The sequence below is a fragment of the Aureimonas glaciei genome, assembly GCF_014643375.1.
GTDB classification, from domain to species: domain Bacteria; phylum Pseudomonadota; class Alphaproteobacteria; order Rhizobiales; family Rhizobiaceae; genus Plantimonas; species Plantimonas glaciei.
Genome location: NZ_BMJJ01000008.1, coordinates 243,622 through 269,246, shown reverse-complemented (window position 1 = coordinate 269,246; position 25,625 = coordinate 243,622). Strand labels below are relative to the sequence as shown.

Genomic DNA, 25,625 nt, shown 5'->3' with positions numbered 1-25,625 from the left:
AGCGCATGCGTCCGGGAGCGGGAACGAGGAAAGCATTGTCCCGTCTCGCCCGCCCACCGCTGCCCGCCTGGGCGCGCCGGCTTCGGCCCGCCGCGCCGCCGAGGCTGGACATCTGGCGGGGCCCGCTGCGGCATGTGCCGCGCTGGGTGGCGCGGCACATGCCCAAGGGCCTGTATCCGCGCTCGCTGATCATCATCATCGCGCCGATGGTGCTGCTGCAGTCGGTCGTCGCCTTCGTCTTCATGGAGCGCCACTGGCAGACGGTGACCCAGCGGTTGTCGACGGCCGTGGTCCGCGACATCGCCGGCATCATCGACGTGATCGAGAGCTATCCGCAGGACCCCGAATTCGCCACCGTCACGCGGATGGCGCGCGAAAAACTCGACCTCAACATCGCCGTCCTGCCGCCCGAGCCGCTGCCGGCGCCGGCGCCCAAGCCCTTCTTCAGCATTCTCGACGGCATTCTCAGCGAAGAGATCACCGACCAGATCAATCGGCCGTTCTGGATAGACACCGTCGGCAATTCGCGGCTGGTCGAGATTCGCATCCAGCTCGCCGACCATGTTCTGCGGGTCTTTGCCCGGCGCAATTCCGCCTATGCGTCGAACACCCACATTTTCCTGCTTTGGATGGTCGGGACGTCGCTGGTGCTGCTCGTCATCGCCATCCTCTTCCTGCGCAACCAGATCCGCCCGATCCAGGCGCTCGCCGAAGCCGCCGACGGGTTTGGCCGGGGCCAGCCGATGCCGCAGGATTTTCGCCCGCGCGGCGCTTCCGAGGTGCGGCGCGCCTCGCTCGCTTTCGTCCAGATGCGCGACCGCATCGAGCGGCAGATCGAGCAGCGCACGCAGATGCTGAACGGCGTCAGCCACGATCTGCGCACGATCCTGACGCGATTCCGGCTGCAGCTGGCTCTGCTCGGCGAAGGCGAGGATCAGGACGAGCTGAACTCCGACGTCGACGAGATGCAGCGCATGCTCGAGGGCTATCTCGCCTTCGCCAAGGGCGAGCAAGGCGAGGACGTCGCCGAGCTCGACCTGGAGCCCGTCTTCGCCAAGTTCGCCACCGAGGCGCGGCTGAAGAACAAGAAGGTCGAGACGGAAGTGATCGGCGATCCGCGCATCCTGGTGCGGCCGGATTCCTTCACCCGCCTGATCACCAACCTCGTCTCCAATGCCCTGCGCCATGCCGGCCGCGTGCGCATCGTCGGCCGGCACGAGGGCCGCTGGCTCACGGTGACGGTGGAGGACGACGGGCCGGGCATTCCCGCCGATCAGCGCGAGGAGGTGTTCAAGCCCTTCGTGCGCCTCGACACCGCCCGCAACATCGATGCGGGCGGCACCGGCCTCGGCCTCGCCATCGCCCGCGACATCGCCCGCAGCCATGGCGGGGACATTCTGTTGTCCGACAGCAAGCTCGGGGGATTGCGGGCGATGATCCGGATTCCGGCATAGGCCTTGGCCGAGGATTGGGATGGACGTATTATTCCTTCCTGACAGACGAGCTTCGGATGCCCTGCGATGACGACGATCGAGGCGAAACTTGCAGCAGCTCACCTCGGCGATTTGCTGCAGCGTGCAGCATCGGGCGAAGACATCGTGATCTCATCCGCGGGCGTTCCGAGCGCCCGGCTTGTGCCTATTGCTGATCCGACGACGAAAGGCCAGCGTCGGCTGGGCGGGTTGGCGGGGCTCGGCACGGTCCCCGACGATTTCGACGACCCTCTTCCTGACGAGATTCTGGTCCTGTTCGAAGGCCGCTGATGCGGCTGCTGATCGACACCCACATTCTGCTCTGGGCACTGTTGGAGCCCAACCGTATCCAAGATCGAACCCGCCAGCTTCTGGTCGACCGGAACAACGTCGTCTACTTCAGCGCCGCGAGCATCTGGGAACTCACGATCAAAGCGTCGATGGGGCGAACGAATTTGCAGGCGACGCCAAAGCAGGTGCTCGCGGCCGCCCTTGCCGCCGATTTTGTCGAACTGCCGATCCTCGCCGCCGTGACTTTGAGGGTCGACGACCTACCCCTGCATCACCGTGACCCGTTCGACCGGCTGCTCCTGGCTCAGGCCATCGAAATGTCGGCGAAATTTTGCACGGTCGATCGTGTTCTGCGGCGGTACGGAGACCTCGTCGACCTCGCCTGATCAGAACAGCCTGCCGCCATTCGGCACGCCCTGGCTGGGCGCCAGAAGCACCACCTCGCCCGCCTCGTCCGGAACGCCCAGGGTCAGCACTTCCGATCGCATCGGGCCGATCTGGCGCGGCGGGAAATTGACGACGGCGACGACCTGCCGGCCGACCAGCGTCTCCGGCGTATAGTGCGCGGTGATCTGCGCCGAAGATTTCTTCACGCCGATCTCCGGGCCGAAGTCGATCTTCAGGCGAAAGGCGGGCTTGCGCGCCTCCGGAAAGGGCTCGACCTCGACGATGGTGCCGACGCGGATATCGACTTTCAGGAAATCGCCGAAGGCGATCTCCGCGCTGGGCGCGTTCTCGGTCATGGCTCAGTCCTTCGACAGTTCGCGGGCGCGATCACGGGCGGCCGTCACGGCGTGCCGCATCAAGGGCCCGAGCCCGTCCTCGGCCATCAGCACGTCGAGCGCGGCCTGGGTCGTGCCGTTCGGCGAGGTGACGTTGCGGCGCAGCTGCGCCGGCGCCTCGGGCGACTGGATCATCAGCTCGCCGGCGCCCGCCACGGTGTGGCGCGCCAGCGTCATCGCCAGGTCAGGCGCGAGACCCATGGCCTCGCCGGCCGCCGCCAGCGCTTCGGTTAAGTGGAACACATAGGCCGGGCCGCTACCGGAAACCGCCGTCACCGCATCGATGTCCGCCTCGGCTTCGACCCAGACGACGGCGCCGCTCGCCGACAGCAGCGCCTCGGCCTTGTCGCGCAAGGCCGGCGTCACCAGAGGATTGGCGAAACAGCCGGTGATGCCGCGGCCGATCAGGGCCGGCGTGTTGGGCATGGCCCGCACGATCGGTCGCTCGCCCAGCGTTGCGGCGATGAAGGCAATGGTCTTGCCCGCGGCGACCGAAATCACCAAGGTTTCCGGTGTCAGGGCGGGCGCCAGGTTCGGCAGGATATCACCCATCACCTGCGGCTTCACCGCCAGGACGACGACATCGAAGGGCGACGTCGGCACGGTGGTGGAATGGCGCAGGCGACCCTCGGCGATCAGCGCGCGCAGCGCCTCGCCGGGCTGGGGATCGACGACGTGCAGGTCGTCCGCCGGCAGGCCGAAGTCGACCCAGCCGCGCAGCATCGCGCCACCCATATTGCCGCCGCCGACCAGCAGCAGCCGGCCCGGCCCCGACGAAACCGCGCTCATGCCCGCCCCACGGTCTCGAACAGGCTGCAGGCGAGCGCCTCGTCGGCATCCTTGGAAGCCCAGACGACGAACTGGAAGGCCTGGTAGAAGCGCTCGCAGTTCTCCAGCGCGCAGGTGAGAAGACGCTCCGCCTGCTGACTGGTGGGGTCGGCGCCGCCCGACAGGAGCAAAGCGTGGCGGAACATCACCGCCCCTTCCGCCGGCCAGAGGTCGAAATGGCCGACCAGCAATTGCGGATTGATCTTGGCCAGGAGACGAAGCACCTCGACCTGGCGATGCTCGGGCACCTTCATGTCGAAGGCACAGCCCAGATGCAGCGCCTCGTTGTCCGGCATCCAGGAAAAGGACACGGCGTATTCGGTCCAGACGCCGGCGACCGACATGGCGATCTCGTCGTCGCAGGGACGCTCGAACGACCAGTCGCGGCTGGCCGCCACCAGCTCGATCACATCGACCGGGTTGAACTGGCGCTCCAGTTCCATTTCGCCGAAATTCATTCTCACCCCAGATTCCCCGCAACCGCATCAGGCGCCGCACGCCGCAAGGACCAAGGCGCCCTTGCCGGGCGCCGTCATCGCGACGAATCACCCTTATGAATCAGTGTATAGGCCGGGATTCTCCGGCTTAAGGGGGTAAGGGAAATATTAACCAATTTAGGGACGGTCGAGCTTCAAGTCGGGCCACCCGCCCGACTTAAGCGACTCTCGCAAAAGAGCTTTCGAGTCCGGAACAAACAGGGGAAAACCTGTTGACAGCCTGTGGATAAATCTTAGAACTCGCCGGAAACCGGAGCAGGCGGCATTCTCGCCTCGAGATCCGCCAGGCGTTTCTTCAACGCCTCGTTTTCCAGCCGCGCCTTGGCGGCCATGTCGCGAACCGCTTCGAACTCCTCGCGCTGGACGAGATCCATGCCATTGATCAGCCGCTCGCCCTGCGCCCGAAACGCGGTCTCGACCTCGCGGCGCACACCCTGCGCAGCGCCGGCGGCATCCGTCATCATCCGGGCAAATTCGTCCAGCATCCGGTTCGGGGCACGATTGGTCATAGCGGCGTCTCCAGCAGGTGATAGGTCGCCTCTGGAGTTAGGGAGCCGGGCCCGGCTTGGCAATGCCGCCGCCGCCGTGTCCACCGCAAGCCCCCATCCTGCTTGACCCCTTCGGCCGGCGCGACCAAGGTCCGCCGGCGCGCAGCCTGCCAACGGAGCCGACCCCGTCCGATGATGACCTTTTCCACGCTCGGCGTGCTGACCTTTCCCAATATCGATCCGGTGTTCCTGGAGATCGGACCGATCGCCCTGCGCTGGTATGGCCTGGCCTATGTCGCGGGCATCGTCTGCGGCTGGCTCTACGGGCGCGCCCTCGTCTCCAACACCAAGCTCTGGCCGAACGGCGTCTCGCCGATCACCGTGCTGCAGATCGACGACTTCATCCTGTGGATCACCGGCGGCATCATCCTCGGCGGGCGGATCGGATCGATCCTGTTCTACGACTTCCACCGCTACAGCGTGGATCCCTGGGCGATGCTGCGGATCTGGGAGGGCGGCATGTCTTTCCATGGCGGGCTGATCGGCGTGGTCATCGCCACCGCCATCTTCACTCGGCGCCAGAAAATCCCGCTGTGGAGCCTGATCGACGTCGTCGCCGCCTCGGTTCCCTTCGGCCTCCTGTTCGGGCGGCTTGCCAATTTCATCAATTCCGAGCTCTGGGGCGCGCCGACGAGCGTTCCCTGGGCTTTTGTCTTTCCCAGTGGCGGCCCGGAACCGCGCCATCCGAGCCAGCTCTACGAGGGCCTGTTGGAAGGCGTCGTGCTCTGGTGCCTGCTGCGCATCCTGACCCACCATTTCAAGATGTTCAAACGACCGCGCTTCGTCGGCGGCGCCTTCATCGGCGGCTATGGCCTGGCGCGCATCTTCGTCGAGTTCTTCCGGGTCCCCGACGTCCAGCTCGGCTATCTCTACGGCGGCTGGCTAACCATGGGCATGGTCCTCTCGCTGCCGATGCTGCTGCTGGCGCTGTGGGCCATGCTCTCGGCCAAGCCGACCGTCTACGCGCCGCGTGCAGAACCCGGCGAGGCGACACCCGGCAGCATCGCCAAGCCGTGACGCCCACCCCTGCGGCAGCCCCCGAGAGCCCGCTGAAGCGGCTGATCGGCGACATCATCGACCGCAACGGGCCGATCAGCATCGAGCGCTATTGGGATCTGGCGCTGTTCCACCCCGAGCATGGCTACTATGCCAGCCAGGACCCGTTCGGCGCCCGCGGCGATTTCGTCACCGCGCCGGAGATCAGCCAGATGTTCGGCGAACTCGTCGCCGCCTGGCTGGTCGCCGCCTGGCAGGCGCTCGGCGCGCCCTCGCCCTTCGTCCTCGCCGAGATGGGCCCCGGTCGCGGCACGCTGATGGCCGACATCCTGCGCACCGCCGGGCGCCTCGACCGCGCCTTCCTCGCCGCCGCGCGCGTCACCCTGGTCGAGACCAGCGACCGGCTGGCCCGGATCCAGGCCGAGCGGCTGGCCTCCTTCGACCTGCCGATCCGTCACCGCAAGCGCCTGTCCGCGATCGAGCCGGGGCCCCTCCTCCTCGTCGCCAACGAACTCTTCGACGCCGTCGCCATCCGCCAGTTCGTGTGGGCGGCAGACGGCTGGCGGGAGAAACGCGTCGGCCGCGCACCCGACGGCCGCCTCGTCTTCGGCACCGTCCCGCTGCCGGCTGCAGCCCTCGACCTGCCCGAAAGCCTGCCGCCCCCCCGCCCGGGCGACATCATCGAGCTTTCGCCCCAGCGCAGCGCTCTGGCCGACAGCCTGGCGTCGCGCCTCGCCGCTAGCGGCGGTCTCGCGCTTCTCTTCGACTACGGCCACGCCGACAGTGCCTATGGCGACACGCTGCAAGCGATGCGCTCGCACGGCTTTGCCGATCCGCTGGTCGACCCCGGCCACAGCGACATCACCAGCCATGTCGATTTCTCGGTCCTGACCGCCCGATTCAGCCAGGCGCGGCTCGCCGTCGCGCCGGTCATGGATCAGGGCGAATTTCTGCTTCGGCTCGGCCTCGCCGAACGCGCCGGGGCGCTCGGCCGGGGCCGAAGCATAGACGAACAGGACGCGCTGGCCGTTGCCGCGCGCCGCCTGGCCGGTGGAAACGAGAACGAAATGGGACGCCTTTTCAAGGTGTTGGCAGCATCTTCGACGAGACTTCCGCTGCCGCCCTTCAAGATCCCCATCGCCGATTGACTTCACCGGGCGGGTCCACCACCATCCCGCGCGATGTCAAATCACCTCACCACGCCTGCCTTCTCACTGTCGGTTTCGGACGTGCTGACGGCCCCGGAACTCGGCGATGCCCCCGGCATCCGCCATGGCTTCTTCACCCGCCGCGGCGGGGTCTCGACCGGGCTCTATGCCGGGCTGAACATGGGTCTCGGCTCCAGCGACGACCCGGCGGCGGTGCGCGAAAACCGCGCCCGCGCCGCCAGTTTCCTCGGCCAGCCCGATCGGGAAATCGCCACGCTCTTCCAGGTCCATTCTGCCGAAGTGGTGGTCGTGACCGAGCCTCTTTCGGGGGACCGTCCGCGGGCTGACGGCCTGGTGACGCGGACGCCGGGCCTTGCCATCGGCGTCCTGACCGCCGATTGCGGGCCGATCCTCTTCGCCGATGCCAAAGCCGGCGTCGTCGGTGCCGCCCATGCCGGCTGGCGGGGCGCGGCCGGCGGCGTCATCGAGGCGACGATCGCCGCCATGGAAGGCTGCGGTGCGCAGCGCGAGAACATCGTGGCGGTTCTCGGCCCGACGATCACGCAGGAAAACTACGAGGTCGGCAACGACATGCGGGCCGAAGTGCTGCGCGGAACGCCCGATGCGGGCCGTTTCTTTGCGCCCGGCCATGCCGAGGACAAGGCGCAGTTCGACCTGCCCGGCTTCATCCTGGCGCGCCTTGGCGCAGCGGGTGTCGCCGCCCGCTTCGTCGGCCGCTGCACCTACGGAGAGGAGAGCCTCTTCTTTTCCTTCCGCCGAGCAACACATCGTGGCGAAGCCGACTACGGCCGGCAGCTCGCCGCGATTGCCATCGACCGATAGGATCTTTCATGCTGCATTTTTCGCGCGACGAATTTGCTTCCCGCCGCGACCGGCTGCTGGCGGAGATGGCCGAGCGCAAGCTCGACGCCGTCCTGCTCTTCGCCCAGGAATCGATGTACTGGCTGACCGGCTACGACACGTTCGGCTTCTGCTTCTTCCAGTGCCTGGCAGTGAAGGCGGACGGCGACATGCGCCTTCTGACGCGTTCGGCCGACCTGCGGCAGGCGCGCCAGACCTCGATCCTGGAAACCATCACCGTCTGGCGCGACCGGGGCGCGGCGGACCCGACCATCGACCTGCGCGACATGCTCGACGAGATGGGCCTGCTCGGCTCCAAGCTCGGCGTGGAATGGGCGACGCACGGTCTGACCGCCGCCAATGGCCGCCTCGTCGAGGCCAAGCTCGGCTCCTTCGCCGCCCTGAAGGATGCGTCCGACCTCGTGCCGGCGCTGCGCCTCGTCAAAAGCCCGGCCGAGATCGCCTATGTGCGCGAGGCCGCGCGCCTCGGCGACGACGCCTTCGAGGCGATGCTCCCGCTGGTCGCCCCCGGTGCCGACGAGGCCGATCTCCTGCATGCGCTGCAGGGCTCGGTGCTGAAGGCGGGTGGCGACTATCCCGCCAATTCCTTCATCATCGGATCGGGCGTCGACGCGCTTCTGTGCCGCTACAAGTCCGGCCGCCGCAAACTCGATGCCGACGACCAGCTGACGCTGGAATGGGCCGGCGTGAAGGCGCAGTATCATGCCGCGCTGATGCGGACCGTCATCGTCGGCACACCGACGAGCCGCCATCTCGAGCTCTCCGAGGCCGCGCGCGAGGCTCTTTCCGCCGTCGAGGCGGCCATGCGGCCCGGCAAGACCTTTGGCGACGTCTTCGACGCGCATGCCGGGGTGATGGAGGCGCACGACCTCGTCCGCCATCGCCTCAGCGCCTGCGGCTACTCGCTCGGCGCCCGCTACGCGCCGTCCTGGATGGAGCCGCAGATGTTCGTCTCCGGCAATGCCGAGCCGATCCTGCCGGGAATGACTCTGTTTGCCCACATGATCATCATGGATTCCGACAGCGGCACGGCGATGACCCTCGGCCAGACCTATCTGACGACGGAGGAGGCCCCGGAATCGCTATCGCGGCTGCCGCTCGACCTGACGGTGGTGGCCTGATGGCCTGGCGTCCCTTTCTCGGGCGCCCCGCGCTCCTGGCCGCGTTGAGTGCGGGAGTTCTGGCGGGCTGCAGTGCTGCGGAAAGTCCCGATTTCGGTCTGAGGCCCCCGGCGGCGATCGGCGGCGGGGCAGCGACGGCCGCGACACAGCCTGAGCCGGTCTCGCCCCCCGCGGCGAGCGCCTCACAATCGGCATCCCTCGCCTCGCAGCCGGCATCGACGGGCACGGTGGGGTCAGTGCAATTCCTGCCGCTGGTCGGAGCACCGCCCGCGACCGTCGCGGCGCTGTCGCAGGCGCTCGCCGCCAGCGCGGCGCAAAGCGGCATCGCCATCCTGCCCTCCGGCGATCCCGTCGCCCCCTTGCGGCTGAAAGGCTATTTCTCGGCGATGTCCGAAGGATCGGGCACGGTCGTGGTCTATGTCTGGGATGTCGTCGACCCCGCCGGCACCCGCATCACCCGGATCCAAGGTCAGGAGACCATCGCCAGGTCCGCCGCCGATCCCTGGTCCGCGGTCGACCAGGCGGTACTCGCCAGGATAGCGGCCACGACCCTCCAGGCGTTTCGCCGGCAGGTCGCGGCCAACGGCTGAGCAACGCGACCCATTTACCGCAATGCACACTTATCGTCGGAATCGTCCTTCGGGCGGCAAGTCTGGTTTGACTCCTGACCCTATGTTGCTAATCACCCGGTGCAGGACCGCATCGATTTTGGCTCCATGACGCTTGGCCCCGCCGGCATCGCCGGTGGCCGGGCTTCGGAATTGTGACAGGCAAGCAACGATGAAACTCTTTGTCGGCAATTCCAATCGCCAGCTCGCCGAAGCCATTGGCAAATATCTGGAACTGCCGCTCGGCCTCGCCTCCGTCCGGCGCTTTGCCGACCAGGAAGTCTTCGTCGAGATACAGGAGAACGTGCGCGGCGAGGATTGCTTCGTCATCCAGTCGACGTCCTATCCGGCGAACGATCACCTGATGGAACTGCTCATCATGATCGACGCCCTGCGACGGGCCTCGGCCAAGCGCATCACCGCCGTCCTCCCCTATTTCGGCTACGCCCGGCAGGACCGCAAGGCCGGCGGCCGGACGCCGATTTCGGCGAAGCTCGTCGCCAACCTGATCACAGAGGCGGGCGCCGACCGCGTCATGACGCTCGACCTGCATGCCGGCCAGATCCAGGGCTTCTTCGACATCCCCACCGACAACCTGTTTGCCATTCCGCTGATGTCGCGTGACATCAAGGAGCATCAGGACCTTTCCAACACCGTCGTCGTCTCGCCCGATGTCGGCGGCGTCGTCCGCGCGAGGTCCCTGGCCAAGCGCATCGACGCGCAGCTTGCCATCGTCGACAAGCGGCGCGAGCGGCCGGGCGAGTCGGAAGTGATGAACGTCATCGGCGACGTCGCCGGGCACGACTGCATCCTCATCGACGACATCATCGATTCCGGCGGCACGCTGTGCAATGCAGCCGAGGCCCTGCTGCGAATCGGCGCCAAGAGCGTGAAGGCCTACATCACCCATGGCGTCCTGTCCGGTGGGGCGGTGGCCCGCATCGGTGCCTCCATGCTGCAGGAACTGGTCATCACCGATTCGATCCAGCCGACGGCCGCCATCCGCAACGCCCCGAACATCCGCGTCGTGACGACGGCCAATCTTCTCGGCGAGGCGATCGCCCGTACTACCACCGAACAGTCGGTTTCCAGCCTCTTCGACTGACCTTTCCCCGCCGCACGGCAGCTTTCGCCCGAAGACGGGCCGCCTGAAGCGCTGCGCTTGACGCCAGGACGAAGGCGCGGCAGGCATAGCGAAAGGCCGGCGTCGCGCGTCCAGCCGCGGGAGTTCGGATGACCGTCGTTGCAGCCTATGTCTATGCCGAGGGAAAGCGCGACCGCGCCGTGTCGCTCGACGACGCCGCCGATCTCGCCCTCGCCCCCGGCGAGTTCGTCTGGATCGGCATCGTCGATCCCGACGACCGCGAGCTGGCCCAGCTGCAGCGCCACTTCAACCTGCATCCCCTCGCCGTCCGCAACGCGCACAAGCCCTACGTCCTGCCGAAGATCGAGGTCTATGACGAGGAGATCTTCGTGGTCGCCCGCACGGCGCGTCTTGACGGCGAGGCCATCGCCTACGGCAAGACCGCGATCCTCGTCGGCAAAAGCCACATCATCACCATGCGCTCTGGCTCGCTGCGCGAGCACACCGATCTCAGGGCCCGCCTCGAAGCCTCGCCACATCTCCTGAAGCTCGGCGTCGACTATGTCCTGCATGGCGTGCTCGACTTCATCGTTGACGGCTATGGGCCGATCGTCGAGGCGATCGAGGACAGCGTCGCCGAGATGGAGCGGCGGGCGCTCGACACCTTCCTCAGCCGCGCCGAGGTCAGCCGCATCTTCGCCATGCGCCGCGAGATGATCCGCTTCCGCCGCATCATGGGGCCGACGGAGGAAGTGCTGAGCCGGCTCGGCCATATCGAGGTCGACTGCATCGACGCACATGTCCGGCCCTACTTCCGGGACGTCCTGAACCGCGTGCGCCGCATCGCCAGCATGGTCGAGGGACTGCGCGAAATCCTCTCCTCGGTGCTGGAGGCTTCGAGTCTTCTGGAACAGCAGCGCCAGGGCACGATCACCCGCCAACTCGCCGCCTGGGCGGCCATCCTCGCCGTCCCCACCGCCATCGCCGGCATCTACGGCATGAATTTCCAGAACATGCCCGAGCTCGGCTGGAAGTATGGCTACCATCTGACCGTCGCCGTCATCCTGTCGGCCGCGGGCTACCTTTACTTCCGGTTCAAGCGCTCCGGCTGGCTGTAACCACCGCCCCCGGTCGCCTCGTCTTGCGATTTCGGGCCTTGCGCGCTATAGAGCCCTCGTCCGCGCGGACACCCTTGGAGGCAGCGCGGAGTTGAGCGGCCGCGAGGCCGCTTTTCGTCGTTTCGGTCCGAGCTTCGGATACCGTTGCGATAACCTCTGAACGAACAAAGGACATAGCCATGAGCGAGACCTTCACGGTCAAGGCCGAGGCGCGCGAGCAGGTCGGCAAGGGGGCCGCCAGACATCTTCGCCGCAACAAGATGGTACCGGCCGTCATCTACGGCGATAAACAGCCTCCGCTGTCGATCGCCATCCCCTACAAGGAAACCTTCCTGAAGCTGCACGCCGGCGGCTTCAAGACGACGATCATCACGATCGACGTCGGTGGCAAGCAGATCCGCGTCCTCCCCAAGGACTACCAGCTCGACCCGATCAAGGACTTCCTGATCCATGTCGACTTCCTGCGCGTCTCCAGCCGCACGGTCGTCACGGTCGAGATTCCCGTGCACTTCGAGAACGAAGATGCCGCCCCCGGCATCAAGGCCAATGACGGCAGCCTGAACATCGTCCACCACCACGTGGAAGTTCATTGCCCGGCCGAGCAGATCCCAGAGGCCTTCACGGTCGACCTGACGGGTCTCGACATCGGCGATTCGATCCATGCCTCGGCGCTGAAGCTGCCGAAGGGCGTGACGCTGACCGACGAGAGCGACTTCGTCGTCGCGACCATCGTCCCGCCGATGGCGGAAGAGGTCGACGAGATCGAGGAAGCCCCAGAGACGGAAGTCACCGCGCAGGGCGACGAGTCCGAAGAGAAGTAATTCTCTCTCGATTCGCGACACGACAAGGGAGGCCGGGCGCATGCTGCTCATCGCAGGATTGGGCAATCCCGGCCCCCAATATGCCGGCAACAGGCACAATATCGGCTTCATGGCCGTTGACGCGATCCAAAGGGATCCGTCCTTCCGACCCTGGACGAAGAAGTTCAAGGGCGAGATTTCCGAGGGCCAGATCGGGACCGAAAAGGTCCTGCTCCTGAAGCCCCAGACCTTCATGAACGATTCCGGCCTCTCGGTTGCCGACGCGGCGCGGTTCTACAAGCTCGAGCCTGCGCAGATCGTCGTCATCCATGACGAGCTCGATCTGGCACCCGGCAAGGTCCGGGTAAAGACCGGGGGCGGCAACGGCGGCCACAACGGCCTGCGCTCGATCGACGCCCATCTCGGCAAGGATTATCGGCGCGTGCGCCTCGGCATCGGCCACCCCGGCTCCAAGGAGCGCGTGCACGGCCATGTCCTTTCCGATTTCCACAAGAGCGACCGGATCTGGCTCGACCCGCTGATCGAGGCGGTGGCACGCAATATCGGCATGCTGGTCGAAGGCGACGACGCACAGTTCATGAACCGCCTGGCCATGGCCCTCTCCTCGAACGAGCCACCCTCGGCCAAGGGCACCGCCCCCGCCCCATCGCGTCCGGCGCCGAAAGCGGAAAGCCATGTGCGCGAGGCCCGCGACAAGCGCCTGGCGCCGATGCCGGCTACTGGGGCGATGGCGGACATGCTGAAGCGGCTGTTCGGCAAGGATTGAGCGGCGGTAGCGGGGCGCCGCTGCCTAAACCCCTCATGCTGAGCCTGTCGAAGCACGAGGAGTCGCCACCACGGTCGCGCGCAGCCGTCGTGCGGTGTCCCTCGTCCTTCGACAGGCTCAGGATGAGGGACACGGAAAAGCGCCTGCCAACATTGACCCGTCGCCCCTGACGCTGCAAACACCACCCAGCCCCCCAGAGATCACCGCTTCGCGCGGAAGACGTCACTTAGAGGAAGCGAGACCCATGGGTTTCAGATGCGGTATCGTCGGCCTGCCCAATGTCGGCAAGTCCACCCTGTTCAACGCGCTCACCAAGACGGCGGCGGCGCAGGCGGCCAATTATCCGTTCTGCACCATCGAGCCGAACACCGGCGATGTCGGCGTGCCGGATCCCCGGATGCAGGTGATCGCCAAGATCGGCAAGTCGGCGCAGATCGTGCCGACCCGCATCACCTTCGTCGACATCGCCGGCCTCGTGCGCGGCGCGTCCAAGGGTGAAGGCCTCGGCAACCAGTTCCTCGCCAACATCCGCGAGGTCGATGCCATCGTCCACGTGCTGCGCTGCTTCGTCGACGACGACATCACCCACGTCGAAGGCAAGATCGACCCCGTCGCCGATGCCGACACGGTCGAGACCGAGCTGATGCTCTCCGACCTCGAAAGCCTCGAGCGCCGGATCGTCGGCATCCGCAAGCGCGCCTCGACCAAGGACAAGGAATCGCTGGCCATGCTGCCGGTGATGGAAGCGGCGCTGGCCAAGCTCACCGCCGGCGAGCCGGTGCGGGTGCTCCTGAAGGGCATGCCCGCGGACGAACTGGCCATCCTGCAGGGCCTGAACCTCCTGACCTCCAAGCCGGTGCTCTACGTCTGCAACGTCGCCGAAGCCGATGCCGCCACCGGTAACGACTATTCCAAGGCCGTCGCCGCCATGGCCGAGCGCCAGGGCGCGGGCTCGGTGATCATCTCGGCCGCGATCGAGTCCGAGATCGCCCAGCTGCCCGAGGCCGAGGTGCCCGAATACATGGAGGCCGTCGGCCTCACCGAACCGGGCCTCGACCGCCTCATCCGCGCCGGCTACGACCTCTTGAACCTCATCACCTACTTCACCGTCGGCCCGAAAGAGACGCGCGCCTGGACGATCGACAAGGGCACCAAGGCCCCGCAGGCCGCCGGCGTCATCCACACCGACTTCGAAAAGGGCTTTATCCGCGCCCAGACCATCGCCTACAACGACTTCGTGACGCTCGGCGGCGAAGTCGCCGCGAAGGAAGCCGGCAAGGCGCGCGACGAAGGCAAGGAATACGTCGTCCAGGACGGCGACATCCTGATGTTCAAGTTCAACAACTGAGATCGGCACAGGAGTAACGCGCGTTCTTCTCCCCTATGGGGAGAAGTGGCCGGCAGGCCGAAGAGGGGGCGCCGGCGGCGAGTTAAATGCCAGCGGCAGGGTGGCGGGCGCGGCCCCCTCATCCCGCTGCCGCGACCTTCTCCCCGGCGGGGAGAAGAACAAGCTTCGCCGCCACGCACTCTTGGCAAGCGCTTGCGATGAATCTGACAGGTCGGTGTCGCAGCAACTGGTCTGACCGATGACAATTGCTCGGGGCCCGTCGATCGCCCGTCGACAGGCGCACCCCATCACCCTCATGCTGAGCCTGTCGAAGCACGAGGGTCGGCACGGCGCTTCAGCCTGGTGCGTGATCCTCGTCCTTCGACAAGCTCAGGATGAGAATCATGGTGAGGCCGCCCCTCCCCTCGAAGCTTCAAGAAGCCAGCAGGCATGGCATCCCCTCACGCCTCGACCACGATCTCCGCCGCGTGCCCGACCGGAAAATTCACCGAGTTCGCGATGAAGCACAGGGCATGCGCCTCCTCGTGCAACACCCCCGCCCTCCCGGCGTCTGCCCCGGCGGCAAGCGTCACCCGGGGCCGCAGCGTGACGGAGACGAAGCGCCCGCCGCCATCGCCGCCCTCCGCCATCTCGCCTTCCGCGGCATCCTCGTAGGCGGTGACGACGACGCCGTCGCGCGAGCAGAGATGCAGGTACCAGAGTTGGTGGCAGGCCGAGAGCGAGGCGAGCAGCAGGTCTTCCGGGCTCCAGCGCGCGCGATCGCCGCGAAAGGCCGGATCCGAGGAGCCGGCAATCGTCGGCTTGCCCGCGGCGGAAATCTCGTGCGCGCGGTCATAGGCGCCGTACGCGCTGGTTCCGGTGCCGCGGTTGCCGGTCCAACGCACCGTTGTCGCATAGCGGTGAGTCCTGTCGCCCATTCCTGCCCTCCCCGATCCCCTTGCGCAGCGGCGCTGACCAAACCGCCGGACCGCGGTATATAGCCCGATGGACCGCGCAAGGGAGACGGCATGCAGACCTTCGAGGATTTTCCGATAGGCGCGACACGCGCACTCGGCCCCTACCCCGTCGACCACGACGCGGTGATCGACTTCGCCCGCGAGTTCGACCCGCAGCCGATGCATCTCGACGCGGCGGCGGGCGAGGCCGGCATGCTGGGGGGCCTGTCGGCCTCGGGCTGGCACACCTGCGCGATGATGATGCGGATGATGGCCGACGGCTTTCTCCTCGCCTCGTCCTCGCAGGGCTCGCCCGGCGTCGACTACGTCAAGTGGAAGCGGCCGGTGCGGCCGGGGGACGTGCTCTCAGGCACGATGACCGTTCGGGAGTCGCGCGTCTCGGCCAGCCGCCCGACGCTCGGCATCGCGAAGCTGCACAACGACATCGTCAATCAGGCCGGCGAGAGTGTGCTCGAAACGGAATACACGCTGCTCCTCCTCACCCGCGAAGGCGTCGGCGCATGACGCTCTGGAACGCCATCGCGATCGGCGAGGCCGCCGACCTCGGCAGCCATGTCTTCACCGCCGAAGAGATCGTGCGCTTCGCCGAAAAGTTCGACCCGCAGGTGTTTCACCTCGATGCGGAGAAGGCGAAGGCGAGCGTTCTCGGCGGGCTCTGCGCCTCCGGCTGGCACACCGCCGCCGTCTGCATGCGGCTGAACGTCGACCATCAGGCCGCCCGGATCGCCGCCTGGATGGCGGCCGGAAATCCCGCGCCGCGGATCGGCCCTTCCCCGGGCGTGACCAATCTCAAATGGCTGAAGCCGGTCTATGCCGGCGACAGCGTGCGCTTTCGCCAGACGGTGACGGGCAAGCGCCTGTCGGCGAGCCGCTCCGGCTGGGGCGTGGTCGAGTTCTCGACGCTCGGCCTGAACCAGGCCGACGTGCCCGTCTTCTCCTTCGATGCCGCGGCTTTCATCGGCACGGACTGACGAGCGCGGCTGCCGATCAGCTGTTCGCCGAGGAGGCACTCTCGCCCCATGATCTTGAACCTTTGCGCCCCACGCGCCCGCGTCGGGAGCAGGAAGGCGCGGAGCCCCGTCCTACGGCGAGGGCGTCCAGGGCTGCAGCGCCTTCACCTTCAGCGCACGCTTCTCGTCGTTCGAGAGCTTGAAGTCGTCACCGAAAGTGGTGGATTCCCACGAACCGTAGGTGGGGTTGGCGAGCATGAACCAGTCCGTGGCGAAATGCGCCTGCAGCGCCTCGAAGGCGGTTTCGCGCTCTTCGGTCGTGCCCGCGGCCTTGTCGGTGAAGTCGTTGAAGTTGTCGCCGAACATCGCGACGACGCGGTAGTCCTTGGCGATGAAGTCGCGCCGGGTCGTCTTGTCGGACTTCCACTCCGGCTTCTCGTCCCGCGTCAGGAAGGTGTCGACATTGCCGCCCATCGGATAGCCGAGAGCCTCCAGGTTCGCCCGCGTGGCCGCCTCTTCGTCGGCCTTGCGGTTGGTGACGTAGAAGATCTTCACGCCCTTGGAATCGGCGTATCGGATGTAGTCGAGCGAGCCGGGAATGGCCTTGGCCTGCTTCGCGGCGACCCAGGCCGCCCAGGTCTTCGAGCTGTAGTCGGTGCCGCTGGTGACGAGGCCGGATTCGTAGGCGGAATTGTCCATCACCGTCTCGTCGAGGTCGAGGATCACGGCGGGCGGCATGTCGGCGGCGCCGGTCTGGTCGAGCGCGCTGGCGCTCTTGTCCGCCAGCGCTTCGTCGAGACGGATCCTGCCGAGCGCATAGACGGCCAGGGCATTGGCCTTGAACTCGACCGAGCGCTGCATCCACAAGGCCGCATTCAGAAGATCGTTCGGCGCGGTTTGCGCCGCGGCCGGCGCCGTCGCCGGCGTGTCCTGGGCGGCGACAGGGCCGGCGACGAGCAGGCATGCCGAAGCCCAGAACGTCAGGAGCAGCGGGGATCTCAGCATCGTCTTCTCCTCGAAACGCCAGGCGCGGGTCTCAGCGACGACCCTTCGCGTGACTGATCAAGACGATGCCCGTCGCTTTCGTCAATGGCCGGAAAAGCTGACGAGCGTGCGCACCTCGACGCCGAGCGCCTCGAGACGCTGGCGGCCGCCGAGGTCGGGCAGGTCGATGACAAAGCAGGCGGCGACGATCTCGGCGCCGAGCTGGCGCAGCAGCGTCACCGCCGCCTCGGCCGTGCCGCCGGTGGCGATCAGGTCGTCGGTCAAGAGAACGCGCTCGCCCGGTTCGATGGAATCGCGGTGCATCTCCATCTCGTCGAGGCCGTATTCCAGTGAATAGGCGACGCGCACGGTGGCATGCGGCAGCTTCCCGGCCTTGCGGATGGGCACGAAGCCGGCACCGAGCTGATGCGCCATGGCGCCGCCGAGGATGAAGCCGCGCGCCTCGATGCCGGCGACCTTGACGACATCGGCGCCGGCCAGCGGCGCGACCAGACGGTCGACGGACTGGCGAAAGGCCTCGGCGTCGGCCAGCAGCGTGGTGATGTCGCGAAACTCTATCCCGGGCTTGGGATAGTCGGCAATCGTGCGGATGTGCGCGGCGAGATCGAAGGGATCGGACATAGCTATTCCTCGGCATGAAAAAGGGGCCCTCGTGGCCCCTTTTCCCGTGCGTTTCGGTGGTTTGGCGTCAGTGCGGCGTATTCGCCCAGACACGGCGCTTGACGACGTAGACGAGCGAGGCCAGCACGATCAGGAAGATCAGGACCACGAGGCCCGTCTGCTTGCGCTCGACGAGGTGCGGCTCGGCGGCCCACATCAGGAAGGCCGAGACGTCGCGCGAATACTGGTCGATCGTCTGCGGGGCACCGTCGTCATAGGTGACGACATCGTCCGACAGCGGCGGCGGCATGGCCAGCGCCGGTCCGGCGATGAAATGCGGGTTGTAGTAGGTGCCCGGCTGGACGGTGATGCCCTCCGGCGGCTCTTCCTCGTAGCCCGTCAGCAGCGCGTGGACATAGTCCGGTCCGCCCTCGGCATACTGGATCCAGGGCAGCACGTCGAAGACGAACTGCGGGAAGCCGCGCTCGACCGCACGGGCCTTGGCGATCAGCGACAGGTCCGGCGGCGCCGCGCCGTTGTTCGCAGCCGCGGCGGCCTCGTGGTTCGGATAGGGCGACGGGAAATAGTCCGAGCCGACGCCCGGACGCTCGACCATCTCGCCATCGGCGTTCGGGTTCGGGTCCTGGACGGTGTATTCGGCGGCGAACGCCTTCACCTGCTCCTCGTTGTAGCCAAGAGCGCTCAGATTGCGGAAGGCGACGAGGTCGAGGCCGTGACAGGCGGCGCAGACTTCCTTGTATACCTTCAGGCCGCGCTGCAGCTGGCCGATGTCCCAGTGCCCGCCCATGCCGGCAAAGGTCCAGTCCATCTCCTCGGGCTTCTTCAGCGGATAGTGCGGGGTGTGGGCAGCCTCCCCCGAATGCGCCTCGGCCTCTTCCGGCTGGTCGCCGGTCGTGCCCTGGCCCGTTCCACTGTCAGGCGCGGCGCCGGGCGCGGAGCCCTCGCCGGCCTGCGGTGTCGCGTCGCTGGGCTGCGGCGCGGCCGTCGTGGAGTCGGCGGGCGCCGCCTCCTGGGCATGCACGACCGGGGCGAAGAACACGCCGGCGGCCAGAACGGCAGTCAGAAGCTTGATCATCGTGGTTTTTCCTGACGTCACCGTTCAGCCCTTCTTCTCGGGCGATGCGGCCGCACCGGTCGGCAACGTCGCGCCGCCATGCTTGGCGAGCACCGCTTCGCTGATCGAGCCGGGGAGCTTCTTCGGCGTCTCGATCAGGCCGAGCAACGGCAGCAGAATGAGGAAGTGGCCGAAGTAGTAGATCGTGCCGATCAGCGCCAGGATCGGATAGATGCCTTCCGCCGGACGCGAGCCGAGCCAGCCGAGGATGATCGCGTTGACCACGAAAATCCAGAAGAAGATCCGATAGATCGGCCGGTACGAGGTCGACCGGACGCGGCTGGTGTCGAGCCAGGGCACGAAGAACAGCACGATGATCGAGCCGAACATCACCAGCACGCCGCCGAGCTTGGAGTCGATCGGGCCGATGTTGAAGGTGATGGCGCGCAGCATGGCGTAGAAGGGCAGGAAGTACCATTCCGGCACGATGTGCGCCGGCGTCTTCAGCGAGTTCGCCTCAATGTAGTTGTCCGGGTGGCCCATGTAGTTGGGCAGGTAGAAGACGAAGTAGACGAAGATCGCGAGGAACACCAACATGGCGAACCCATCCTTGATCGTCGCATGCGGCGTGAAGGGGACGGTGTCCGCCGATGTCTTGACCTCGACGCCGGTCGGATTGGTCTGGCCGGAGACGTGCAGCGCCCAGACGTGCAGGATGACCACGCCGAAGATCATGAACGGCAGGAGATAGTGCAGCGAGAAGAAGCGGTTCAGCGTGGCGTTGTCGACGGCGAAGCCGCCGAGGAGAAGCTGCTGGATCGGCTCGCCGATGCCCGGGAAGGCGGTGAAGAAGCCGGTGATGACCGTCGCACCCCAGAAGCTCATCTGGCCCCAAGGCAGGACGTAGCCCATGAACGCCGTCGCCATCATCAGCAGGAAGATGATCACGCCGAGGATCCACAGAACCTCGCGCGGCTCCTTGTAGGAGCCGTAGTACAGGCCACGGAAGATGTGGATGTAGACGGCGATGAAGAAGAAGGAGGCGCCGTTGGCGTGCATGTAGCGCAGCATCCAGCCCCAGTTCACGTCGCGCACGATGTGCTCGACCGAAGCGAAAGCGAGGCTCGCATTGGCGGCGTAGTGCATCGCCAGGACGACGCCCGTCAGGATCTGCAGCACCAGGAACAGGCCGAGAATGCCGCCGAACGTATAGGCATAGTTCAGATTGCGCGGCACCGGATAGGCGACGAAGGAGTCGTAGACCATGCGCGGCAACGGCAGGCGGGCATCGAGCCAGCGCATGAAGCCGTTTTCAGGCACGTAGGAGGATTGGCCACTCATTGAAACACGTTGCTCCTTGGTCAGCCGATGCGCACGGTCGTGTCGGATGTGAATTCGAACGGCGGGATCGCCATGTTTTCGGGCGCGGGTCCCTGGCGGATGCGACCGGCCGTATCGTAATGCGAGCCGTGGCACGGGCAGAACCAACCGTCATAGTCGCCGGACTGGCCGAGCGGGATGCAGCCGAGATGCGTGCACACGCCGACCATCACGAGCCAGGCTTCCTTGCCGGGCGCGGCGCGGTTGGCGTCGCTGGCATCGGCGTCGCTGGCCAGATTTGCGTTACGCGCCAGGGGATCCTTGAGGTCGGCGAGCGCGACGCTCTTGCCCTCCTCCATCTCCTTGGCGGTGCGCTGGCGGATGAAGACCGGCTTGCCGCGCCACTTGGCGGTGATCGACTGGCCTTCGGCGACCTGCGTCACGTCGACGTCGATCGAGGACAGGGCCAGGGTGCCCGCGTCCGGATTCATCTGGTCGATGAAGGGCCAGACGGCGAAGCCGGCGCCGACGGCGGCGACCGCACCGGTCGCAATGTAGAGAAAATCCCGCCGGGTCGGTTCGGCTGTATCGTTGACGCTCACGGACAGGCGCTCCTTACACTGGGTCTCGACAAAGGGCCGCGTTTCCCCATGTCAGCTTTCTTGCGGAAACCGTCCCGCGCGACAAGGGGCCGGCGGCGGCAATTCGTGCGTCGCCACCATCCACCCCTTGAATTGGAGGCGTTCTAGGCAGAAGGCCGGAAATTGTCCAGCCGCGTGTGGCCTCAGGGTCAACGTGTCGCTGCCCTTCCGCCACAATCGGCACCCCGCCCGGCCCCGATCTCCCCGCGATTCGCCGGGCGAAGGGTCGAACCCCGCCGACGGGTTATCGCGTGACGCTGGTCTGGCCCTTGCGTGACCTGTCCACTATTCCGCCGCCTCGCTGTCGAGGAAGCCGCCGGACTGGCGGGCCCAGAGCTGGGCGTAGAGGCCATGGCGCTGGATGAGGTCGGCGTGGCTCCCCTCTTCCACGATCCGCCCGGCGTCGATGACGATCAGCCGGTCGAGCGCGGCGATGGTGGACAGACGATGCGCGATGGCGATCACCGTCTTGCCCTCCATCATCGCCGAGAGATTCTCCTGGATCGCCGCCTCGACCTCGGAATCCAGCGCCGACGTCGCTTCGTCGAGAACGAGGATCGGGGCGTTCTTCAGGAGCACGCGGGCGATGGCGATTCGCTGGCGCTGGCCGCCGGAGAGCTTGATGCCGCGCTCGCCGACATGGGCGTCATAGCCCGAGCGCCCGGCCGGATCGCGCAGGCCCGGGATGAAGCCTTCGGCATTGGCGCGCTCGGCCGCCAGAATCACCTCGTCCTCACCGGCATCGGGCCGGCCGAAAGCGATGTTGTCGCGGATCGAGCGGTGCAGGAGCGAGGTATCCTGGGTGACGACGCCGATCTCGCCGCGCAGCGAGGCCTGCGTGACGTCGGCGATGTCGACGCCGTCGATGAGGATGCGCCCACCTTCGAGGTCGTAGAGCCGCAGGAGCAGGTTCACCAACGTCGTCTTGCCCGCCCCGGAGCGACCGACCAGCCCGACCTTTTCGCCCGGGCGGATGGTCAGCGACAGCCGGTCGATGACGCCCGAGCCCTTGCCGTAGTGGAAGACGACGTCCTCGAAGCGGATCTCGCCGCGGGGAACCTGGAGGTCGCCGGCATCGGGGCGGTCGAGCAGCGTCGGCAGCACGGTGACCGTCGCGACCGCATCCTGGATGGTGCCGTAGTTGCGAACGAGGCCATTGATGTTGAACATCATCCAGCCCGACATCTGGTTCAGCCGCAGTACCAGTCCGAGCGCCGTGGCGACGCCGCCGGTGGAGAGCGTGCCGGCCTGCCAGGCGACGACCGAGAGCACGCCGATGGCCGTCATCATCACGCCGTTCAGCACCGCGACGGCAGTGCGCACCGAGGTCAGCGCCCGCGTCAGCTGCCGCACCCTGTCGACGTAGAAGGCAAAACCGTCGCGGACGAACTCGTCGACCTTGCGCGAGGGATCGAACAGCTTGACCGACAGGATGTTGGTAAAGCTGTCGACGACGCGGCCGGAGACCACCGAGCGCGCGTCGGCGGTGGCCCTGCCGTAGATCCGGATTTTTGGCAGGAGCACCTTGACGATCCAGACATAGCCGACCGACCAGACGAGGAGCACCGCCGCCATCCGCCAGTCGAGCGCACCGAGAATGGTGACGGCGAGGATGATGAAGGTGATGAAGGACCAGAAGGTCTGCAGCGTGGTGACGATGAAGTCGCCCGTCGCCTCGCCGACCTGCTGCACCTTCTGCGCGATGCGCCCGGCGAAATCGTTCTGGAAGAAGGTGTAGGGCTGCTCCATCAGCCGGCGGTAGGCCTGCCAGCGCACGCGGTTGTAGAAAGAGGGCGAGATTACCTGCTCTTCCAGCACGGAGGCGACGAAGAGCACCAGCGAGCGCCCGACGAGGGTCAGCATCGCCAGCCCGAAGAGCAGCCAGAAGTGGTCGGCGAGCAGCGTCTGCGGCGTCGAGGTCGACAGAGCGTCGATGATCAGGCCGACGCCGGTATACAGCACCGCCTCGACGCCACCGGTCAGGCCACCGGTGACGAGCAGGCCGATCAGCGGCCACTTCGCCTGCTTGGCGAAATGCCAGATGAAGCGGTTGGCGTCCCGCGGCAGCGGGTCGAGATAGCCGACGCGGCGGGTGCGCGCCTCCTCGGCGTCGTCCGAGTCGGCAAACGGCGCGATGACGTTTTCGAAGCGCTGCAGGAACCGGTCCATCATTCCGCCGCCCTCGCCGCCCCAGGCGTCGTGCCGACCCCGCCGTCCTCGTCGTTCCCGTCGTCCCGGCCCGCATCGATGAAGCCGCCGACCTGGCGGTTCCAGAGACTGGCATAGATGCCGCCGCGCTGGATCAGCTCTGCATGCGTCCCCTCCTCCGCGATGCGGCCGCGGTCGAGGACGATCAGCCGGTCGAGCGCGGCGATGGTCGACAGCCGGTGGGCGACCGCGATCACCGTCTTGCCCTGCATCAGCGTGTAGAGATTTTCCGCGATCGCCGCCTCGACCTCCGAATCCAGCGCCGAGGTCGCCTCGTCGAGGAGGAGGATTGGCGCGTCCTTCAGCATCACGCGGGCGATGGCGATACGCTGGCGCTGCCCGCCCGACAGTTTGACGCCGCGCTCACCGACCTCGGCATCCAGACCGTGGCGGCCGTCGACATCGGACAGGTCGTCGATGAACCCCGCCGCCTGCGCCCGTTCGACGGCGCGACGCACGTCCGCCTCGCTGGCGTCGGGCCGGCCGTAGAGAATGTTCTCGCGGATCGAGCGGTGCAGGAGGGACGTGTCCTGCGTCACCATGCCGATCTGGCTGCGCAGCGATTCCTGCGTCACCCGGGAGATATCCTGCCCGTCGATGAGGATGCGGCCTTGGTCGACGTCGTAGAAGCGCAGGAGAAGGTTCAGCAGCGTCGTCTTGCCCGCGCCGGAGCGTCCGACCAGCCCGATCTTCTCGCCCGGCCGGATGGTCAGGGTGAAGTCCTCGACCACGGCGCCCGCCTGGCGGTGCGACCTGGCCTCGGCATAGCCGAAGCCGACGTTCTCGAACCGAACCTCGCCCGTCGCGACCGCCAGTTTCTTAGCGCCCGGCTCGTCGTTCAGGGCCACCGGCAGGGTGAAGGTGGCGATGCCGTCGCTGATGGTGCCGATGTTCTCGAACAGCGCCGAGACCTCCCACATGATCCATTGCGACATGCCGTTGAGGCGCAGCACCAGTCCGACGCCGACCGCCACGGCGCCGACCGAGATGGCGCCGCCGAGCCAGAGCCAGATGCCCAGCGCGCCGACGGCCAGGAGCAGCAGCGAATTGAGGAGGGTGAGGCTGGTGTAGAAGCCGTTGATGAGCCGTGCCTGGCCGTAGACCGGCTGCAGGAAGGCGGCCATCGACCGGCGCGAGTGCTCAGCCTCGCGCCGTGTGTGGGCGAACAGCTTCACCGTGCCGATATTGGCATAGGCATCGACGATCCGGCCCGTCATCTGCGCCCGCGAGCCCGCCTGGTGCTCGGCCACGACCATCAGGCGCGGGATAAAGTAGCGCAGCAGCACGAAGTACAGGCCGAGCCAGCCGGCGAAGGGCAGCACGAGGCGCCAGTCGGCCGAGGCGACGAGGAAGATGATGCCGCCGAAATAGACGACGACATAGAGCATCACGTCGATTGACTTGGTGATCGTCTCGCGCAGCGCCAGCGCCGTCTGCATCAGCTTGGTCGAGACGCGGCCGGCGAATTCGTCCTGGAAGAAGCCGAGCGACTGCTCCAGCAGCCAGTTGTGGATGCTCCAGCGAAAGCGCATCGGGAAATTGCCGAAGATCGCCTGAAAGCCGACGAGGGCCTCGGCGAAGACGAGGCCCGGCAAGACGACGAGGATGACGAAACCCATGGCCACCAGCGTCCAGCCCTGGTCGGCGAGGAACGTCTCGCGGGAACTCGCCGACAGCCAGTCGACGATCTGGCCGAGAAAGCCGAACAGCGACACCTCGACTAGCGAGACGAGCGCGTTCAGGACAGCCATCACCGCCAGAAGCGGCCAGATCGGCCGGGCAAAATACCAGATGAAGCGCCAAAGCGTCGGGGGCGGGCTGCCGAGCCGCTCCCGGGGGAACGGATCGATCAGCCGCTCGAAGTAGGAGAACATGAACCTCTTTCCTGCTCGGCCCGTCATCGCGGGACGTCATCACCCGAACCGCGACACGCCGCCGGCTGCGGCAGGCGGATGAGGGGCGCTTTTCACGGGATATAGGTACGCGACGCCCGGCGTCACCATCGCCGATGTCCGCCGCGGCATTGTCCCGGCCGTACGAAACTGTCAGAGCTCGTCCATGCGCCCGACGATCGCCCTCTACCAGCCCGACATCGCCGGCAATACCGGCACGATCCTGCGCCTCTCCGCCTGTCTCGGGCTCGACCTCGCGATCATCGAGCCCGCCGGCTTCGACATGTCGGACCGAGCGCTGAAGCGGGCCGGCATGGACTATGTCGAGATGGCGCGCCTCACCCGCCACCTCTCGTTTGCCGCCTTCGAGGCGTGGCGCGCCGCCGCCGGCCGCCGGCTCGTCCTCTTCACCACCGCGGCCGCGACCGGCTACACCGACTTCGCCTATCGCCCCGACGACGTGCTTTTGTTCGGCCGCGAAAGCGCCGGCGTGCCGCCCCATGTTCACGCGGCGGCCGACGCCCGCGTGACGATCGCGATGGTCGCGGGCGCCCGCTCCCTGAATCTCGCCGTCGCCGCGGGCATGGCGGCCGGCGAAGCGCTGCGGCAGGTGGGCGCGCCCCGGACGCCGGCATGCACGACTGGCCTTCCGACCCAAGCCCCCTGAC

28 protein-coding genes are annotated in these 25,625 nt (G+C 66.8%); 16 read left to right on the top strand and 12 right to left on the bottom strand.

What is annotated here, in order from left to right; translation table 11 throughout:
- The first annotated feature begins 158 nt into the window (after positions 1–158).
- From IEX88_RS17210 to IEX88_RS17200, 3 genes are all read left to right on the top strand, one after another.
- Positions 159–1,454: an ATP-binding protein gene (locus tag IEX88_RS17210; protein WP_244640275.1), complete on the top strand. Its 1,296-nt coding sequence runs from the start codon at positions 159–161 to the stop codon at positions 1,452–1,454.
- Between the two features lie 66 nt (positions 1,455–1,520).
- Positions 1,521–1,763, top strand: coding sequence for a type II toxin-antitoxin system Phd/YefM family antitoxin (locus IEX88_RS17205; protein WP_188852994.1), 243 nt, complete (start codon positions 1,521–1,523; stop codon positions 1,761–1,763).
- A complete protein-coding gene (locus tag IEX88_RS17200; protein WP_188852992.1) occupies positions 1,763–2,149 on the top strand; it encodes a type II toxin-antitoxin system VapC family toxin in 387 nt (128 codons plus the stop codon). Before IEX88_RS17205 ends, IEX88_RS17200 begins: the two co-directional genes overlap by 1 nt.
- On the opposite strand, the gene IEX88_RS17195 is transcribed toward IEX88_RS17200, so the two are convergent.
- The 4 genes from IEX88_RS17195 to IEX88_RS17180 all read right to left on the bottom strand — a co-directional run bounded on the left by IEX88_RS17195 (position 2,150) and on the right by IEX88_RS17180 (position 4,379).
- Complete coding sequence (locus IEX88_RS17195; protein ID WP_188852990.1) at positions 2,150–2,506, bottom strand: tRNA-binding protein; 357 nt, start codon at positions 2,504–2,506, stop codon at positions 2,150–2,152.
- 3 nt (positions 2,507–2,509) lie between these two features.
- Entirely contained in the window at positions 2,510–3,334 is an 825-nt protein-coding gene (gene proC, locus IEX88_RS17190; RefSeq protein WP_188852989.1) for a pyrroline-5-carboxylate reductase, read from the bottom strand.
- Positions 3,331–3,831, bottom strand: a complete 501-nt coding sequence (locus tag IEX88_RS17185) for a type III secretion system chaperone family protein (RefSeq protein WP_188853055.1) — start codon at positions 3,829–3,831, stop codon at positions 3,331–3,333. Before IEX88_RS17185 ends, proC begins: the two co-directional genes overlap by 4 nt.
- Positions 3,832–4,103: 272 nt before the next feature.
- Positions 4,104–4,379, bottom strand: coding sequence for an accessory factor UbiK family protein (locus IEX88_RS17180; protein ID WP_188852986.1), 276 nt, complete (start codon positions 4,377–4,379; stop codon positions 4,104–4,106).
- A 171-nt stretch (positions 4,380–4,550) separates the two neighbouring features.
- On the opposite strand from IEX88_RS17180, the gene lgt reads away from it, so the two are divergent.
- The 10 genes from lgt (at position 4,551) to ychF (ending at position 14,310) form a co-directional block, all read left to right on the top strand.
- Complete coding sequence (gene lgt / locus IEX88_RS17175; RefSeq protein WP_188852984.1) at positions 4,551–5,435, top strand: prolipoprotein diacylglyceryl transferase; 885 nt, start codon at positions 4,551–4,553, stop codon at positions 5,433–5,435.
- Positions 5,432–6,562 (top strand): class I SAM-dependent methyltransferase, encoded by a 1,131-nt coding sequence (locus tag IEX88_RS17170; protein ID WP_244640273.1) that lies wholly within the window; start codon positions 5,432–5,434, stop codon positions 6,560–6,562. The genes lgt and IEX88_RS17170 overlap by 4 nt, the downstream gene beginning before the upstream one ends.
- Before the next feature lie 33 nt (positions 6,563–6,595).
- Complete coding sequence (gene pgeF / locus IEX88_RS17165; protein WP_188852982.1) at positions 6,596–7,405, top strand: peptidoglycan editing factor PgeF; 810 nt, start codon at positions 6,596–6,598, stop codon at positions 7,403–7,405.
- Between the two features lie 8 nt (positions 7,406–7,413).
- A complete protein-coding gene (locus tag IEX88_RS17160) occupies positions 7,414–8,565 on the top strand; it encodes a M24 family metallopeptidase (RefSeq protein ID WP_188852980.1) in 1,152 nt (383 codons plus the stop codon).
- A gap of 227 nt (positions 8,566–8,792) precedes the next feature.
- Positions 8,793–9,155 (top strand): hypothetical protein, encoded by a 363-nt coding sequence (locus IEX88_RS17155; protein WP_188852978.1) that lies wholly within the window; start codon positions 8,793–8,795, stop codon positions 9,153–9,155.
- A 190-nt stretch (positions 9,156–9,345) separates the two neighbouring features.
- Positions 9,346–10,278, top strand: a complete 933-nt coding sequence (locus IEX88_RS17150; RefSeq protein WP_188852976.1) for a ribose-phosphate pyrophosphokinase — start codon at positions 9,346–9,348, stop codon at positions 10,276–10,278.
- Between the two features lie 128 nt (positions 10,279–10,406).
- A complete protein-coding gene (locus IEX88_RS17145; protein ID WP_188852974.1) occupies positions 10,407–11,375 on the top strand; it encodes a magnesium and cobalt transport protein CorA in 969 nt (322 codons plus the stop codon).
- 179 nt (positions 11,376–11,554) lie between these two features.
- Positions 11,555–12,196, top strand: a complete 642-nt coding sequence (locus tag IEX88_RS17140) for a 50S ribosomal protein L25/general stress protein Ctc (RefSeq protein ID WP_188852972.1) — start codon at positions 11,555–11,557, stop codon at positions 12,194–12,196.
- Between the two features lie 40 nt (positions 12,197–12,236).
- Positions 12,237–12,962, top strand: coding sequence for an aminoacyl-tRNA hydrolase (gene pth, locus IEX88_RS17135; RefSeq protein WP_188852969.1), 726 nt, complete (start codon positions 12,237–12,239; stop codon positions 12,960–12,962).
- A 244-nt stretch (positions 12,963–13,206) separates the two neighbouring features.
- The gene (gene ychF / locus IEX88_RS17130; RefSeq protein WP_188852967.1) at positions 13,207–14,310 is read left to right on the top strand and encodes a redox-regulated ATPase YchF; all 1,104 of its coding nucleotides are present in this window, start codon (positions 13,207–13,209) and stop codon (positions 14,308–14,310) included.
- Positions 14,311–14,750: 440 nt separating this feature from the next.
- Here the strand turns inward: ychF and IEX88_RS17125 are convergent, their stop codons facing one another.
- Positions 14,751–15,227, bottom strand: a complete 477-nt coding sequence (locus tag IEX88_RS17125) for an OsmC family protein (RefSeq protein ID WP_188852965.1) — start codon at positions 15,225–15,227, stop codon at positions 14,751–14,753.
- Between the two features lie 90 nt (positions 15,228–15,317).
- Here IEX88_RS17125 and IEX88_RS17120 point away from each other — a divergent pair, with 90 nt between their 5' ends.
- Together IEX88_RS17120 and IEX88_RS17115 are read left to right on the top strand one after the other, a co-directional pair.
- Positions 15,318–15,770, top strand: a complete 453-nt coding sequence (locus IEX88_RS17120) for a MaoC family dehydratase (RefSeq protein ID WP_188852963.1) — start codon at positions 15,318–15,320, stop codon at positions 15,768–15,770.
- Positions 15,767–16,237 (top strand): MaoC family dehydratase, encoded by a 471-nt coding sequence (locus IEX88_RS17115; RefSeq protein ID WP_188852961.1) that lies wholly within the window; start codon positions 15,767–15,769, stop codon positions 16,235–16,237. The genes IEX88_RS17120 and IEX88_RS17115 overlap by 4 nt, the downstream gene beginning before the upstream one ends.
- A gap of 111 nt (positions 16,238–16,348) precedes the next feature.
- Here IEX88_RS17115 and IEX88_RS17110 read toward each other — a convergent pair whose 3' ends face one another.
- The 7 genes from IEX88_RS17110 to IEX88_RS17080 form a co-directional block, all read right to left on the bottom strand.
- The gene (locus tag IEX88_RS17110; protein ID WP_188852959.1) at positions 16,349–17,221 is read right to left on the bottom strand and encodes an HAD family acid phosphatase; all 873 of its coding nucleotides are present in this window, start codon (positions 17,219–17,221) and stop codon (positions 16,349–16,351) included.
- An 81-nt stretch (positions 17,222–17,302) separates the two neighbouring features.
- On the bottom strand, positions 17,303–17,842 hold the full coding sequence (locus tag IEX88_RS17105; RefSeq protein WP_188852956.1) for an adenine phosphoribosyltransferase: 540 nt from the start codon (positions 17,840–17,842) through the stop codon (positions 17,303–17,305).
- 67 nt (positions 17,843–17,909) lie between these two features.
- Positions 17,910–18,917, bottom strand: a complete 1,008-nt coding sequence (locus tag IEX88_RS17100) for a cytochrome c1 (protein WP_188852954.1) — start codon at positions 18,915–18,917, stop codon at positions 17,910–17,912.
- Positions 18,918–18,941: 24 nt separating this feature from the next.
- Entirely contained in the window at positions 18,942–20,237 is a 1,296-nt protein-coding gene (locus tag IEX88_RS17095) for a cytochrome b (RefSeq protein ID WP_188852952.1), read from the bottom strand.
- 20 nt (positions 20,238–20,257) lie between these two features.
- Positions 20,258–20,818 carry a ubiquinol-cytochrome c reductase iron-sulfur subunit gene (petA, locus tag IEX88_RS17090; protein WP_188852950.1) on the bottom strand — a complete coding sequence of 187 codons (561 nt, stop codon included), beginning with the start codon at positions 20,816–20,818 and terminating at the stop codon, positions 20,258–20,260.
- 324 nt (positions 20,819–21,142) lie between these two features.
- A complete protein-coding gene (locus IEX88_RS17085) occupies positions 21,143–23,029 on the bottom strand; it encodes an ABC transporter ATP-binding protein (protein WP_188852948.1) in 1,887 nt (628 codons plus the stop codon).
- A complete protein-coding gene (locus IEX88_RS17080; protein WP_188852946.1) occupies positions 23,026–24,939 on the bottom strand; it encodes an ABC transporter ATP-binding protein in 1,914 nt (637 codons plus the stop codon). Before IEX88_RS17080 ends, IEX88_RS17085 begins: the two co-directional genes overlap by 4 nt.
- Positions 24,940–25,123: 184 nt before the next feature.
- On the opposite strand from IEX88_RS17080, the gene IEX88_RS17075 reads away from it, so the two are divergent.
- On the top strand, positions 25,124–25,624 hold the full coding sequence (locus IEX88_RS17075) for a tRNA (cytidine(34)-2'-O)-methyltransferase (protein WP_188852944.1): 501 nt from the start codon (positions 25,124–25,126) through the stop codon (positions 25,622–25,624).
- The last annotated feature ends 1 nt before the right edge of the window (position 25,625 follow it).